The sequence below is a fragment of the Streptomyces sp. NBC_00306 genome, assembly GCF_036169555.1.
In the GTDB taxonomy this organism is placed as follows: Bacteria; Actinomycetota; Actinomycetes; order Streptomycetales; family Streptomycetaceae; genus Streptomyces; species Streptomyces achmelvichensis.
Map to the genome: position 1 here is coordinate 412,778 of NZ_CP108032.1, position 13,259 is coordinate 426,036.

General features: G+C 70.6%; 15 protein-coding genes. 8 read left to right on the forward strand and 7 right to left on the reverse strand.

Going from position 1 to position 13,259, the window contains the following annotated elements:
- The first annotated feature begins 24 nt into the window (after positions 1 to 24).
- The 4 genes from OHA05_RS01825 to OHA05_RS01840 all read left to right on the forward strand — a co-directional run bounded on the left by OHA05_RS01825 (position 25) and on the right by OHA05_RS01840 (position 2,952).
- Entirely contained in the window at positions 25 to 1,557 is a 1,533-nt protein-coding gene (locus OHA05_RS01825; protein ID WP_313948215.1) for a DEAD/DEAH box helicase, read from the forward strand.
- 233 nt (positions 1,558 to 1,790) lie between these two features.
- A complete protein-coding gene (locus OHA05_RS01830; RefSeq protein WP_313948214.1) occupies positions 1,791 to 2,096 on the forward strand; it encodes an SCO5918 family protein in 306 nt (101 codons plus the stop codon).
- 11 nt (positions 2,097 to 2,107) lie between these two features.
- Positions 2,108 to 2,485: a hypothetical protein gene (locus OHA05_RS01835; protein WP_313948213.1), complete on the forward strand. Its 378-nt coding sequence runs from the start codon at positions 2,108 to 2,110 to the stop codon at positions 2,483 to 2,485.
- A 224-nt stretch (positions 2,486 to 2,709) separates the two neighbouring features.
- On the forward strand, positions 2,710 to 2,952 hold the full coding sequence (locus OHA05_RS01840; RefSeq protein ID WP_327685847.1) for a DUF6411 family protein: 243 nt from the start codon (positions 2,710 to 2,712) through the stop codon (positions 2,950 to 2,952).
- A 239-nt stretch (positions 2,953 to 3,191) separates the two neighbouring features.
- On the opposite strand, the gene OHA05_RS01845 is transcribed toward OHA05_RS01840, so the two are convergent.
- The gene (locus tag OHA05_RS01845) at positions 3,192 to 3,554 is read right to left on the reverse strand and encodes a MerR family transcriptional regulator (RefSeq protein WP_313948211.1); all 363 of its coding nucleotides are present in this window, start codon (positions 3,552 to 3,554) and stop codon (positions 3,192 to 3,194) included.
- A gap of 849 nt (positions 3,555 to 4,403) precedes the next feature.
- Here OHA05_RS01845 and OHA05_RS01850 point away from each other — a divergent pair.
- Positions 4,404 to 4,829, forward strand: coding sequence for a VOC family protein (locus OHA05_RS01850; protein ID WP_328859564.1), 426 nt, complete (start codon positions 4,404 to 4,406; stop codon positions 4,827 to 4,829).
- A 68-nt stretch (positions 4,830 to 4,897) separates the two neighbouring features.
- Here OHA05_RS01850 and OHA05_RS01855 read toward each other — a convergent pair whose 3' ends face one another.
- Positions 4,898 to 6,259 carry an NAD(P)/FAD-dependent oxidoreductase gene (locus OHA05_RS01855; protein ID WP_328859565.1) on the reverse strand — a complete coding sequence of 454 codons (1,362 nt, stop codon included), beginning with the start codon at positions 6,257 to 6,259 and terminating at the stop codon, positions 4,898 to 4,900.
- Positions 6,260 to 6,502: 243 nt separating this feature from the next.
- Complete coding sequence (locus OHA05_RS01860; RefSeq protein ID WP_313948208.1) at positions 6,503 to 6,706, reverse strand: cold-shock protein; 204 nt, start codon at positions 6,704 to 6,706, stop codon at positions 6,503 to 6,505.
- A gap of 200 nt (positions 6,707 to 6,906) precedes the next feature.
- Between OHA05_RS01860 and OHA05_RS01865 the strand changes: the two genes are divergently transcribed.
- Complete coding sequence (locus tag OHA05_RS01865) at positions 6,907 to 7,836, forward strand: oxygenase MpaB family protein (protein ID WP_328859566.1); 930 nt, start codon at positions 6,907 to 6,909, stop codon at positions 7,834 to 7,836.
- 76 nt (positions 7,837 to 7,912) lie between these two features.
- Positions 7,913 to 8,629, forward strand: coding sequence for a PH domain-containing protein (locus OHA05_RS01870; RefSeq protein ID WP_328859567.1), 717 nt, complete (start codon positions 7,913 to 7,915; stop codon positions 8,627 to 8,629).
- 98 nt (positions 8,630 to 8,727) lie between these two features.
- Here OHA05_RS01870 and OHA05_RS01875 read toward each other — a convergent pair whose 3' ends face one another.
- The 3 genes from OHA05_RS01875 to OHA05_RS01885 form a co-directional block, all read right to left on the reverse strand.
- Complete coding sequence (locus tag OHA05_RS01875; protein WP_328859568.1) at positions 8,728 to 9,456, reverse strand: beta-glucanase; 729 nt, start codon at positions 9,454 to 9,456, stop codon at positions 8,728 to 8,730.
- A gap of 185 nt (positions 9,457 to 9,641) precedes the next feature.
- Positions 9,642 to 11,306, reverse strand: a complete 1,665-nt coding sequence (locus OHA05_RS01880) for an RICIN domain-containing protein (protein WP_328859569.1) — start codon at positions 11,304 to 11,306, stop codon at positions 9,642 to 9,644.
- Between the two features lie 230 nt (positions 11,307 to 11,536).
- Entirely contained in the window at positions 11,537 to 11,893 is a 357-nt protein-coding gene (locus OHA05_RS01885; RefSeq protein WP_328859570.1) for a VOC family protein, read from the reverse strand.
- Between the two features lie 153 nt (positions 11,894 to 12,046).
- Here OHA05_RS01885 and OHA05_RS01890 point away from each other — a divergent pair, with 153 nt between their 5' ends.
- Positions 12,047 to 12,247, forward strand: coding sequence for a DUF4236 domain-containing protein (locus OHA05_RS01890; protein ID WP_313948202.1), 201 nt, complete (start codon positions 12,047 to 12,049; stop codon positions 12,245 to 12,247).
- A 109-nt stretch (positions 12,248 to 12,356) separates the two neighbouring features.
- On the opposite strand, the gene OHA05_RS01895 is transcribed toward OHA05_RS01890, so the two are convergent.
- Complete coding sequence (locus OHA05_RS01895; RefSeq protein WP_328859571.1) at positions 12,357 to 13,256, reverse strand: alpha/beta fold hydrolase; 900 nt, start codon at positions 13,254 to 13,256, stop codon at positions 12,357 to 12,359.
- Positions 13,257 to 13,259: the final 3 nt, after the last annotated feature.

Below are 13,259 nucleotides of genomic sequence, written 5' to 3' on the forward strand. Positions count from 1 at the left end.
GTACCGCATCGAGGAAGGTTCTTCATGAACCGCACGACTCGCACGAACGACCGCTACTCCCGCACCAGCGGCGGCTCCGGCAGGGGCGGCTACCGCTCCCAGACCGGCGGCCGCTCGGGTGCTCCCAACCGCTCCGGCGCCCCCAACCGCTCCGGCGGCTACGGACGTCGACCGGCCGCGCTCCAGGGCGAGTTCGCTCTCCCGGTGACGATCACCCCGGCGCTGCCCCCGGCCGCGGCCTTCTCGGACCTGGACATGCCGGCTCCCCTGATGGCCGCGCTGACCGCGGAAGGCATGAGCGTGCCGTTCCCGATCCAGGCCGCCACCCTGCCCAACTCCCTTGCCGGACGCGACGTGCTGGGCCGCGGACGCACCGGCTCCGGTAAGACCCTGGCCTTCGGCCTGGCCCTGCTGGCCCGTACCGAGGGTCAGCGCGCCGAGCCGCGGCGGCCGCTCGCTCTGGTCCTCGTCCCCACGCGTGAACTCGCGCAGCAGGTCACCGACGCGCTCACCCCCTATGCCCGGTCGCTGAAGCTGCGGCTGGCGACCGTGGTCGGCGGGATGTCGATCGGCCGTCAGGCCGGCGCGCTGCGCGGCGGTGCCGAGGTGGTCGTCGCGACCCCCGGACGTCTCAAGGACCTGATCGACCGCGGCGACTGCTCGCTGGAGCGGGTCGGCATCACCGTTCTCGACGAGGCGGACCAGATGGCCGACATGGGCTTCATGCCGCAGGTCACCGCGCTGCTCGACCAGGTGCGCCCCGAGGGCCAGCGGATGCTGTTCTCGGCCACCCTGGACCGCAATGTGGACCGTCTGGTGCGCCGCTACCTGCACGACCCGGTCGTCCACTCCGTCGACCCCTCGGCGGGCGCGGTGACGACGATGGAGCACCACGTGCTGCACGTCCACGTCACCGACAAGTACGCAACGACCACCGAGATCGCCGCGCGCGACGGCCGGGTGATCATGTTCCTGGACACCAAGCACGCGGTCGACGGGCTCACGAAGCATCTGCTGAACAGCGGTGTACGGGCGGCGGCGCTGCACGGCGGCAAGTCCCAGCCGCAACGCACGCGTACCCTCGCCCAGTTCAAGGAGGGGCACGTCACGGTGCTCGTCGCCACGAACGTGGCAGCGCGCGGTATCCACGTCGACAATCTCGACCTGGTCGTCAACGTGGACCCGCCGAGTGACCACAAGGACTACCTCCACCGCGGTGGGCGCACCGCCCGAGCGGGTGAGTCCGGCAGTGTCGTCACGCTGGTTCTGCCCAACCAGCGGCGCGACATGATGCGGCTGATGGCGGACGCCGGCATCACCCCGCAGACCGCGCAGGTCCGTTCCGGTGAGGCCGAACTGAGCCGTATCACCGGCGCGCAGGCGCCGTCGGGTGTTCCGGTCACCATCGCCGCACCGGCGGCGGAGCGTGCCAAGCGCGGTGCGTCCTCCTCCTCGCGCGGCAGGCGCAGCCGGCCCGCCCAGGCCCGCCGTGCGGGCAGCACTTCCCGCACAGCGTCCGGCAGTTCGCAGCGGCCGGTCCGCGGCGCGGCCGCCTAGGGAGTGTCCTTGCGGACACGCCCCAGGGACACGACTGCGGTTCACGAGGACCTGTCCGGTTCATGAACCACCCGTACCGGCAGGCTCCGTCGACGCGGCTTCACGTGAAGTCACCGTCTCCACGGCGCCTGCCGGTGCACAGTCGCACCCGGCCACCGGCCATCGCCCGTACCGTGTACTCCATCCCGCGGACCGCACCCCGGCCCTGCCTTCCCCTCGACCTGTGAGGCATCATGCGCTGCGTCATCGCCCGTTTCCCGTTCGACCTCTTCAAGAACGAAGTCCAGGACGCGATGAAGGGCATCAAGCCCGAACCCATCACGGGAGAGTCCGTGATCATCGGCCGACGGCACTACCCCGTCAAGCAGGTCGGTGAAGTCATCACCCGGCAGGACCGCCGCGACTTCACCGCCGCCGAAGTGACCCGGGCCCTGGTCCGCCTGGGCTTCACCTGCCGCGCCGTCCCAGTTGAGGAGCCGGCGGTCGCGCTGACTCCGGTCGAGAACGCCTCAGCGCTTCTCGGCACTCCCGCACAGTAGAATCGCTGCCCATGTCGAAGCCTGATGATCTGCTCGTCGATGTCGCCGCGATGGTGGAGTCGGAGCAAACCAATCAGATGTCCCTGACCGTGGTCGTACACGGCGCTGTCATCACCGGCCGCCTGGCCCCCGAAACCGTGTGGAGGCAACGGGTCGCCGAGGTCCTCAAGGACTCGGACCGGCTGGGACCGTTCTCCAGCATCTTCATGAAGACCGACGTCGCCGCCCACCGTCGCGAGGAGGGGCAGCCGCCGACGCATCTGCACTTCCACGTCGCCCGGATCCTCCAGGGCACGCTCGGTATCCCGGAAACCGGTGGCATGTACCGCATCGCCATCAAGGACGTCAGCGCCTGGACGGTCGGGGACTTCAGCTACTCGGACAACTGACAGCACCCCTGTGCCCGGCGGTGTCCGGGCACAGGGGCGGACCGAGGACACAGCGCACGGATCGCAGGGTTCCGCAGGGCCGGTACGGATTCGTCCGAGGGCTGCACGGCGGTGACGCAGGCAAGTCCGCTGGCCAGGGCGACGGACCCCACACGCGCCGACGAGCGTAGATGCATGCATGACGGGCACGCGGCAGACACCGCACCCTTCGAAAGGATTCCGTCATGGTTATCGCAGGCGTCATCGCCCTCTGTGTCGTGCTCGCCGTACTCGCCTTCCTCCTGCCGCGCCTCTCGCGGCACCCCGAGCGCGGTACGCAGCGTTCGCTCGGTATGGGGGCACGCGCGGGCAGCAAGGCTCCCGGCCCGCTCGGGCGGCTCTTCAGCAAGCCGTTCCACAGCAGCTCGCGGGCTGTCGGCAAGAGCGGCTCCGCCGGCCGTCGCGCGCGTCGCAAGATGCCGTTCTGACAGCGACACGACCCGGGAGACGACACAAGTGAAGTTTCTGCTGCTCGCCGGCGTGATCGTGCTGGTCGTACTCGCTTATCGCCACCGGTCCCGGCGACCCCGGAACCGTCCTGGTGGCAGTGACCGCGGACGGGACGGCTGACCGGCCCGGGCCTGTCCCGACGGCCGGCGTCCGACCGGGTCAGGCGCGCGACGCGCGCCTGCTCCCCGGCACGACGGAACCGCGGCAGGCCCACCGGTCAGGCGTCGGCCTTCGGATGGGATCCGGCAGCGGGGCGGCGCAGTTCCTCGTTGATACGCATGGCTTCTTCGAGCTGGTCCTCGAGGATGATGATGCGGCAGGCGGCCTCGACCGGCGTCCCCTGGTCCACGAGCTCGCGCGCCCGCGCGGCAATACGCAGCTGGTAGCGGGAGTACCGCCGGTGGCCGCCCTCGGAACGCAGCGGCGTGATGAGACGGGCCTCACCGATGGCCCGGAGGAAGGCGGGAGTCGTCCCGATCATTTCGGCGGCTCGGCCCATGGTGTACGCCGGATAGTCATCGTCGTCGAGACGGTCGTGCGGGCCGGGCATGTTCTCTGCGGTCACTGACACCTCATCCATTGGAACGCGTCGAGGGGCCCGGGTACCGAGTGGCACCCAGGCCCCGAGGGGTTTTCAACACCATCTGCCGGTCTGTTACAGCACCGGCTCTCTGTTTCCGCGTACCAGTCCTTCAGGACGGGTGTGCGGGGATCGCATATGCGTGACCGGGGACCACCTTCCAATCCGGGGCCTGCGGTACCCGGGCGCTTCGAAGTCCGCCCGGGGGATCCTGATGGCGTCTGCCTCCTTGCCTCTTTCTGATCCTTCTTCGGTACTGGGGTGATGCATGGCCCCTCGGGCCACCTGGTCCGGCAGTCAGCCATGGGACCCACTCCTGCGTCCGGCCCCATCACTCCACTGCCGTGCCACTCCTGCATGAGTCCTGCCGCGCGGCAGTTCGTGTCTGCCGCGCCTCACTCACTTTGTGGTCTCAGGGGAGACTGTAGTCCTCGACCAAGAGCATGTCTACCGTCGCCACGACAGTTTTCCTCATGGCCGGGAGCTCGAAGTTCTGGCGTCATCCGGTGAGGCACGTCGGGCCTGCCGACCCGTCCGCCGCCGGTCGTCACTGCCTGTCGGCGGGGACGGCGTGCGGCGCGTACGGAGGAACCGGCCGGGCGCGTCCCTGGGGCTGTCGTGTGGACCGGGCCAGGCTCGAGGAGCCTGGCCCGGTCCACACGACAGCCCCTAGATGATCACGATCAGGAGTGCCGTGATGATCGTGGCGACAGCGACCGCGGTCATCAGCGCCCAGGTGCCGGGAACGTCCTGCCTGCTCGTGTGCATCCTCGTATCCATGACGACCGGGTACCCGCGATGCCCTCGCTCATCCCGGCGCCGGGCCCGCTCGGCGTGCACAGTGGAGACATGAACGCAGACGACACGAGCATGCTGGGCCGCTCCCGCGTGGCCACCCGGCTGCCCGCCCAGGATCTGGACCGAGCGCGGCTGTTCTACGCGCAGAAGCTCGGCCTGGAGCCGGTCGACGAGCGTCCGGGCGGGCTGCTGTACCGGTGCGGGGGCGTCGATTTCGCCCTGTTCCTCTCCGCCGGCGGGTCGCCGGGGACCTTCACGCAGATGGGCTGGGAGGTCGAGGACATCGAGTCCGTCGTCGCCGAACTGCAGCGGCGCGGCGTGGTGTTCGAAGAGGTCGATCTGCCCGGGCTGCGCACGCGGGGCGCCATCGCCGACATCGACGGGAACTACCCGAGCAAGGGGGCGCGCGGCGAACGGGGCGCGTGGTTCCGCGACAGCGAGGGGAACATGCTGGGCATCGGGCAGTTGGTCACCTGACGCCGCGCGCACGGCAGCGGGCCGGGTCGCCGCGGGACGGCCTCCGGTCCCGCAGCTGACCGGCTCCCTCAGGTTCGCACGCGCAGGGAGGCCGTGTGCTCCCGCACCTGCTCGGGCGTCAGATAGGCATCCGTGTGCTCGAAGTCCCGCAGGGTGGACGGGCCGCGCATCAGGAAGCCGGTACGAACGAAGTCGTCGCCGGCGACGGCGTTGAGCATCCAGTTCGTCAGCACACGCGTCTTGGCGACATGCGTCCTCAAGGCCGACCAGTGATAGCCGCGCGCCACGAGCTGCGCGGGCAGTCCGCGCAGCTCGATGCCGAGCGGCTTGGAGACGGCGTCCTTGCCACCGAGATCGACGACGAGGCCCAGGTCCTTGTGCGCGTACGGCTCCAGCGGCCGGCCCTGGAGCTGGGCGATGACGTTGTCGGCGACCTTGCGGCCCTGCCGCAGGGCGTGTTGGGCGGTGGGCGGGCAGATCGCGTCGTCGCCCTTGGCGAGGTCCGGCACCGCGGCGGCGTCGCCGAGCGCGAAGACACCGTCGGCCCCGGGGACGGTCATGTCGGGGCGCACCACCAGCCGTCCGCGGGCGGTCTCCGCGTTCAGCGTGCCGACGAGCGGGCTGGCGGCGACGCCGGCCGTCCAGATGAGCGTGCGGCAGGGCAGTACGCGTCCGTCGGTGAGCGTCACCTTCTCCGGACCGACGTCGGCGACCGACACCCCGAGGGACACCTCGATACCGCGCTTGCGCAGGATCTCCAACGCCGCGAGGCCCAGCTTGTCGCCGAGTTCGGGCATCAGCTTGGGGGCGATGTCGATCAGATGCCACTTGATCTGTTCGGGGTTCAGGCGCGGATACCGCTTCACGGCGTTCTGGGTGAGCCGCTGCAGGCACGCGGCCGTCTCGGTCCCGGCGTAACCGCCGCCCACGACGACGAACTGGAGGCGGGAGGCGCGCTCCGCCTCGTCGTGGCTGGCGTCGGCGAGGTCGAGCTGGGCGATCACATGGTCGCGGATGTAGGTGGCTTCGGCGAGCGTCTTCATCCCTCGTCCGTGCTCCACGAGTCCGGGGATGTCGAACGTCCGGGTGATGCTGCCGGGAGCCAGCACGAGGTGGTCGTACGGCTGATTCACGATCTCGTCCGTGATCTTGCGGATCACACAGATCTTTGCCTTGGTGTCCACACCGATCGCGCCGCCGGGAATGATCTGCGTGCGGTGCTTGGCGCTGCGGCGCAGGGAGACGGCGACCGACTGGGGCGTCAGCACACCCGCGGCCACCTGGGGCAGCAGCGGAAGGTAGAGCTGGTAGGAGAACGGCGTGACCAGGGAGATCTCGACGTCCGTACGGGAGAGCTTGCGCTCCAACCGGCGTACGCAATCGATGCCGGCGAAGCCGGCCCCCACCACAAGAATCCGCGATCGTGCCACGATGCCCGTCCTTTCTCCGCCCGGCAGGTCTTCTCGTCGGCTGCCCAGCCTCGGCGGTCTTGCACACCCCATCCTTCCGGCGCCTGGGACACCCGCAAGTCTTCGGCCGCCACCACGTCGGTCGACGCGGCGCCCGGGCCGACGGAATGAGGGGTCGACGGCATACAAGGCGGACGGGATACAGACGGACGGGATGCGGGGCTGCGAACCGGACGGATGCAGCCCCGCGGCGAGAGGTGCCGTTCAGCCCCGGACGATGTTCTGCGCCTGCGGACCCTTCTGGCCCTGACCGATGTCGAAGGTGACGTGCTCGCCCTCGGTCAGTTCGCGGTAGCCGTTGCCCTGGATCTCGGAGTAGTGCGCGAAGACGTCCGGTCCACCACCCTCCTGGGAGATGAAGCCGAAGCCCTTCTCGGAGTTGAACCACTTCACTGTGCCACTGGCCATGCTGGTGTGTGTCCTTCTGTGTCCATGCCCGAGGCGGACCGGGTCCCGGACCGCCTCAGCTCCTTCGGGGGAGCCGAGAACAGCCATACCCCTGGGCGGTTGCAGTCATGTCATCCTTCTGCGGCCGGCGCCCCGAGCCCACGGACGGACCCGCGTCGCGCGGATCCGGGCGTCCGGCTGTCCGGGTGGATACTTGAGGGGTGAACATCCCCGTGCCCCGGGTCTCCGGCCTGCGCGAGCGCCTGGGCAGCAGCCTGTTCACCCGCGTCGCAGGCCCCGCGGGTCCCGACAACCGTGCGCGTATCCACGGCACGCCGGGACCCCGCTGGTTCGGTCCTGAGCGGCCCATCCGGACCGTCCACGGGGACGCGTCGATGTTCATCGGCGGGCTCAGGGCGCTGCTGCTCCAGTCCCTGCATCCGCTGGCCATGGCCGCGGTGGCGGCCCACTCCGGCTACCGCGGCGATCCCTGGGGCCGGCTCCAGCGCACCAGCACCTTCCTGGCGGTGACGACCTACGGCACGGCCGACGACGCCCAGAGCGCTGTGGACCGCGTACGGGCGGTGCACAGCCGCGTGACGGGGACGACGGCCGCCGGTGAGCCGTACCGCGCCGCCGATCCGCATCTGCTCGCCTGGGTGCATGTCGCCGAGGTCGACAGTTTCCTGCGTGCCCATCAGCGGTACGGGCGACGGCCCCTGGACGGAACGGGGTGCGACGCCTACGTGGCCGACGCCGCACGCGTGGCCCGGGCACTCGGCATCCCCGACCCACCGCTCGACCGTGCCGGTCTCGCCGAACAACTGGCCGCGTACCGGCCGGAACTCCGTGCGACCCAAGAGGCCCGCGAGGCCGCCCGGTTCGTCCTGCGGCACCCGCCCCTGCCGTGGGTCGCCCGCGGTCCGTACGCCGTCCTGGCCGCCAACGCGGTCTCCACCCTTCCCCCGTGGGCGCGCGAGCTGCTGGGACTCCCCCATCTGCCCAACATCGAGACAGCCTTCGTCCGGCCCGCCGGACACGCTCTCACCTCGACCATACGATGGGCGATGAAGCCACCCGCGCGACCGGCCGTCCGGCCGCCTCGGGAATCGGCTGCCACTCCCAACTCACCCGTCCCGCCTGCTCGTTGACGCTCTGGCCGCCCCGACCGTACGTCCCTACACTGCCAGTCCCAATGCGGCACGATTGCGACTACGGGGGTAGGGCGTGAGCTACGAGAGACTGCCGCTCGAATACCGGATGAGCTCCGGACGTCTGCGCTTGTTGATCACCATGATCCTGCTCGCGACACCGGCGGCGCTCCTGCCCGTGCTGACCATCGAGGAGATACCGACGGGCATCAGGACCGTCGTCTCGCTGGCCGTCGTGGCGCTGTTCGGCTGGCTGGTGTACGGCTCCCGGCGCTGTGCCACGACGGCCGACATCAAGGCCATCGGGGTCCGGGGATTCTTCCGACGCCGAAGGGTGGCCTGGGAGGACGTCCAGGACATCCGCGCCGAGCTCAATCCTGCCGCGGCCTTGCAGAGCGCCGCTCCGACCTACATCACCTTCGTCTACGGACGGGACGGCAGAAAACTCCAGCTTCCCTACGTCGACGACCAGCACGTGTCCATGGAGCGGGAGATGGCACTGCTGCTCGACATCTGGACGGAACTGCGCGGGGACGACTGGGCACCCGACGCACGGGCCGCCGTTCTCATCGACCGCAGAAACGCCCGGCAGGCCGCGCTCCTGTCCGGTATGTCGTGGGCCATGCTCGGATTCCTGCCGCTCATCGCCATCATGCTGGTGCCCCTCTTCACGGACCTGCCGGAAGGGCTGGAATCACTGCTGAGCCCATGGGCGGTCATGGGTGTCGGCCTGCCGTTGATCTTCGTCCTGACGGCGCTCGCGTCGTATCGCCGCAGCCTGCGGAACCTCTGAGTCCGCAGGCGCGGTCGGACTGTCGGTGCTCGGTACTCGGTGCGGGCCGGGCTCACCTGGCCGGGCCCGCATGTCGGCCGTGCCCGGCCCCGGGGCTTTCAGGAGCGGTACACGCGCAGCCGCCGTACCTCGTACGACAGGGACGTCCGGCCCGGTTCCGGCGCGGGGTGGTAGGTGCCGTCAGCGACGGAGAGGTTCACGATGAGATACGCGCGCCAGTCACGGTCGAGGCCGGCGTCGTCGGTGAAGGCCCGGACGCCGTTGACCCACCAGACGACGGACCGGGCGCCGAGCTCGACGCGGAGGTTCACCCATGCGCCGGGACGGATGGCGGGATCCCGGTGGTAATGGCCCGCGCCGCTCATGTGGTTGGAGAGTTCCAGCAGGTCGGGGTTGTCGGGGTGGTACTCGAAGGCGTCGATCTCGTTGCCGCCCTCCCACCAGGTCCAGATCGCGGGCCACGCACCCACCTCACGGGGCAGGCGTACCCGGGCTTCGAGCACATCCCCCGTACGCACCATGAAGTCGTCGCGGCTGCCCTCGGTGGTGAGCAGTCCCGCGTACCACGTCCCGTCGGGGGCCGGCGTGGCGCGGAACACGCCGCGGCGCGAGTAGGCGGGGTCCGACACCAGGTGGTCGAGTTTGTGATCACCGGGGTTGGTGGGGCCGCCGTTCGGATAGGCCCAGGAGCGGCCCGCGACCCACTGGTCCGTCGACGAGAAGTCGGCGGTGAACACCAGCCGGCCACGCGGTCGTCGCGGGCCGGGGATTGCCCCGGTGAGCCGCTGCCTGATCCGGCCGAACACCGACAACGCCTGGTCAGTCATGCTGCCTCATTCCCGACAGCAACAGCGCATGCCGGGTGCTCACGCCGAGGATGCTGTCCGCCACCTCGTTCAACGAGCGAGGGGGCGTCCTGACGCGGCCGGTCCGCCGACTCCGGTCACGGTCCTCGGCAGATCCCGACCTCGTGCCGTGACTCGGGTTCGGCGCGGAGTGCACCGGCGAAGCATCAGGTACCGGCGGTCCAGCGCTGGTCGCTGTTCCCGTCCGCCGGGTCGAAGCCGAGTGAACTGCCCTCCGAATCGCCCGACGGTTCGAGCGCGAAGTCCAGGGCGATGTACGGCCGTACGGCTCCGGAGGCGTCGACGGTGAACCGGAGGTTCATGCCGTTCCTGCCGTCGGCGGACGAACAGGACCAGATGCCCACGCCGCGGTCGGTGTCGCCGCGCGAGTCCAGGCAGAAGTCGGGGTCGGCGTTGCTGCGCAGCAGGCCACCCGGTTCCAGACTCCACCGCTGGGTCTCGGCGCCGTTGCAGCGGACCGTGATGACATCGGTCCGGTTCTCCATCACACCGTCCTCGATGTCCAGGCAGAGCCCCGAACCGGCGTTGACGACGCGGGTGTAGCCGCCGCCCGGCACAATCGGCGCGGGTGGGGGCGGAACAGCCTTGGAGGGCGTGGGCGCCGGGGACTCAGGAGCGGACGCCGTGGGGGTCGGCCGGGGCTCGGGCGTCTTCGACGCCTCCCGGGTGGGGCTCGGTGACGGAGACGGAGACGGTGCGGGCGAGGGCGCTGACGCGGGGGGCCAGGCGGGCTGCGGCGGCTGTGTCGGACGGTCGCGCGCCACGGGTCCCGCGGTGTCCCCGGACGTGGTCGCCAGCACGGTGCCGGCGATCACCGCGGCCGCCACCGCCACGGCGGCCAGAACGACGGGCCGGGTCCGCAGCCGCGCGCCCCGCCTGGGCTCCGAGGCGGCAGGCGCCGACCGGTGGCTCGCGGCCGGCGACCGCTCCGGCTGGGCGGGCACGGCGTCGAGCAGGGCACGCGCGGGGCGGCGGGCCGCGTACACCGCCCCACCCCACTGGAGCAGTCCTTCGGCGAACACACCACGGGGGTTGGCGGTCATACGGGCGAGGGTCGCCATCAGCCGGGTGCAGCCGGTGCATTCGGCCAGGTGGTTCGTCAGGTCGTCGCTGCGCCGCCGGTCCCCCGGCCGCACCGAGGCCTCGATGATGCGCTGGAAGCCGGCGCACCTCTTGTCGTCGGCCCGCACGAGGTAGGCCTTGATGTAGGCCTGGCGCATGGCGTCCTGCGCCTTGGTCCGCTGCTCGGACACGATGGCGGGCCGGACGCCGAGGTAGGTCGCCGCGGTGTCGTCCGGTTCGCGGTCGACCACGGAGTACCAGAGGATGCCCCGCGTCAGCTCGGGCAGCCCGTAGAAGCCGGCGAGCATCGCGGAGGACTTCTCGAACGGGGGGCGCCGGGACTCCGGCAGACTCCACTCGGCGCGATCGGCCGACTCGTCGGCCCATGCGGCGAAGTCCGGTTCGAGCCGGTCGCGGCGGTTGCCCTCGGCCCAGGTCAGGCCCACTCGCTGAACGAGCATCAGCAGGTGGTGGCGCCAGTTCCCACGCGGTTCGATGCCGCGGATCGCCTCCTGAGCCGCGAGATCGAAGGCCTGGACGGCCAGTTGATTGCCGGCGACCTGGTCTCGCCCGCAGAGCCGGGCATAGGAGAGCACGGCCGGAAGGTGGCGGCGCTTGAGTTCCTGGGTGGCAGGAAAGGCGGGCGGGGCGCCGGCGCGTATGCGTTCGGTCAGTTCCGCGTCCGACAGGGCGGCGTAGTCCGGCATGTGGTCGGCGGGGTCGGGCCCGACCTGGTGGAGCTCTGGCACCCTGTTGACTCCTCGTTCAGTACGCACCACCGACTGGTCCGCCGTCACGGAGAAAACGCATCGGTGTTACCTGCGGGAAACAAGAGCCCATAGTGATGCAGGCGGATCAGCAGGGAAAGATGTTTCCCTGGGTAAGTCCTACGAACAGAGCGCCGGGCGGCGACAGCGCGCCCACGGCCGGGCGGCCGGCGGGTGCCCATAGCCCTGTATGCCCCTGCCGGGGTGCGCGGTCATGGAGTGCGACGCGGGGCGAGGACGCAGAACTCGTTGCCCTCCGGGTCCGCCATGACGACCCACGGCACGTCTCCCTGGCCCACGTCGGCATGGCGCGCCCCGAGTGCCAGCAGTCGCGCGACCTCGGCGTCCTGGTCGTCCGGCCGGAGGTCGAGATGCAGCCGGTTCTTCCCCGCCTTCGGTTCTCGCACGGGCTCGAAGATCAGTCCGGGCAGACGGTCCGGCGCCGGGCGGATCTCGAACTCGTCGTGCGTGTCGTTGAGCACGACCCATCCCAGCGCGCCGGCCCACCAGTTCCCCAGCGCTACCGGGTCGACGGCTTCCACCACCAGCTGTTCCCACTCCAAGGACATGCCGCGGAGCGTAGTGGCCGCGCGGAGCGCCGTGCCGCGGGCGCGCACGGCAGGAGCAGGAAACCTCAGGACATGGAATTCCGTCCACGGGAAACACGATGGCCAACTGGTCGCAGCCACAAGGCAATCGGCCTTCCGAACCGAGGAGGCACCATGCCGCTCACCTTCCGCAAGAGTTTCAGGATCCTGCCGGGCGTGACGCTGAACATCAACCGCAAGTCCTGGTCGATCACCACGGGCGGCAAGAACGGCCCGCGCCACACCCGCAGCAGCACCGGTCGTCGTACGACGTCCATGAACCTGCCGGGCCCCTTCGGGTGGCGCAAGACGACCGGAGGCTCCGGCCGGCACTGACCGGCAGCACCGGGCCCACGGCCCGCGATCGGGGCAGGGTTCCGCACCGGATCCGGTGCGGAACCCTGCCCCGATCGCTGCGCCCTGCCGTCGCCGCGATCGCTGTGCCCTACCGCGTGCCGCCGTGGCGGGCCTGCGGGCGTCCGCCGTTCCAGAAGTCCCGCAGGGCCGCGACGAGTTCACCGGGCGCCTCCTCGGCGATGTGATGGCCGGACGTGATGGGGGCACCCTCCAGCCCGGCACCCGCCCACTCGTGCCACACGGAGAGCACATCGCCGTACAGATCGGCCATGTCGTCGCCCGTGGCCCAGAGCACCTGGAGCGGGCAGCGGATGCGCCGGCCCGCGCGCCGGTCCTCCTCGTCGTGGCGCCGGTCCACGCCCAGGCCCGCGCGGTAGTCCTCGCACATGGCGTGCACCGTGGCCGGGTCGTGGATCGCACGCCGGTAGTCCTCGTAGGCCTCCGCCCCCATCGTCTGCGGATCGGCCCGGTACCAGGCGTCGGGATCGGCGTTGATGATCCGTTCGGCGGGCTTGTCGGTCTGCCCGAGGAAGAACCAGTGCCACCAGCTCGCCGCGAAGCGGGCGTCGCAGCGGTTCAGCGCCTCCCCGATCGGGACGGCGTCCAGCACCGTCAGCGAGCGGACCGCCTCGGGGTGGTCCAGCGCGAGGCGAGTGGCGACGTAGGCCCCACGGTCGTGACCGACGACGGCGAACTGATCGTGACCGAGCGAGCGCATGAGTGTCAGACAGTCACCCGCCATGGCCCGCTTCGCGTACGGCAGATGCTCCGCGTCCGTGACCGGCTTCGAGGACCCGCCGTAGCCCCGCAGGTCCGGGCAGACGACCGTATGGCCCGCCGCTGTCAGCAGCGGGGCGACCCGGTGCCATGTGGCGTGCGTCCGCGGATGGCCGTGCAGCAGCAGGACGGCCGGGCCGGCACCGCCGTGGCGCACGCGCAGCCGGGCGCCCTCTCCCTCGCGGTCCGCCAGTGTGAACCCTTCGAACACGGT

Bases quoted from the DNA above. Each gene is read 5' to 3' on its own strand.
- OHA05_RS01845 (WP_313948211.1), bottom strand. From the start codon at position 3,554: ATGGATGAGGTGTCAGTGACCGCAGAGAACATGCCCGGCCCGCACGAC.
- OHA05_RS01835 (WP_313948213.1), top strand. From the start codon at position 2,108: ATGTCGAAGCCTGATGATCTGCTCGTCGATGTCGCCGCGATGGTGGAG.
- OHA05_RS01875 (WP_328859568.1), bottom strand. From the start codon at position 9,456: ATGACTGACCAGGCGTTGTCGGTGTTCGGCCGGATCAGGCAGCGGCTC.
- OHA05_RS01830 (WP_313948214.1), top strand. From the start codon at position 1,791: ATGCGCTGCGTCATCGCCCGTTTCCCGTTCGACCTCTTCAAGAACGAA.
- OHA05_RS01885 (WP_328859570.1), bottom strand. From the start codon at position 11,893: ATGTCCTTGGAGTGGGAACAGCTGGTGGTGGAAGCCGTCGACCCGGTA.
- OHA05_RS01860 (WP_313948208.1), bottom strand. From the start codon at position 6,706: ATGGCCAGTGGCACAGTGAAGTGGTTCAACTCCGAGAAGGGCTTCGGC.
- OHA05_RS01890 (WP_313948202.1), top strand. From the start codon at position 12,047: ATGCCGCTCACCTTCCGCAAGAGTTTCAGGATCCTGCCGGGCGTGACG.
- OHA05_RS01840 (WP_327685847.1), top strand. From the start codon at position 2,710: ATGGTTATCGCAGGCGTCATCGCCCTCTGTGTCGTGCTCGCCGTACTC.
- OHA05_RS01825 (WP_313948215.1), top strand. From the start codon at position 25: ATGAACCGCACGACTCGCACGAACGACCGCTACTCCCGCACCAGCGGC.
- OHA05_RS01850 (WP_328859564.1), top strand. From the start codon at position 4,404: ATGAACGCAGACGACACGAGCATGCTGGGCCGCTCCCGCGTGGCCACC.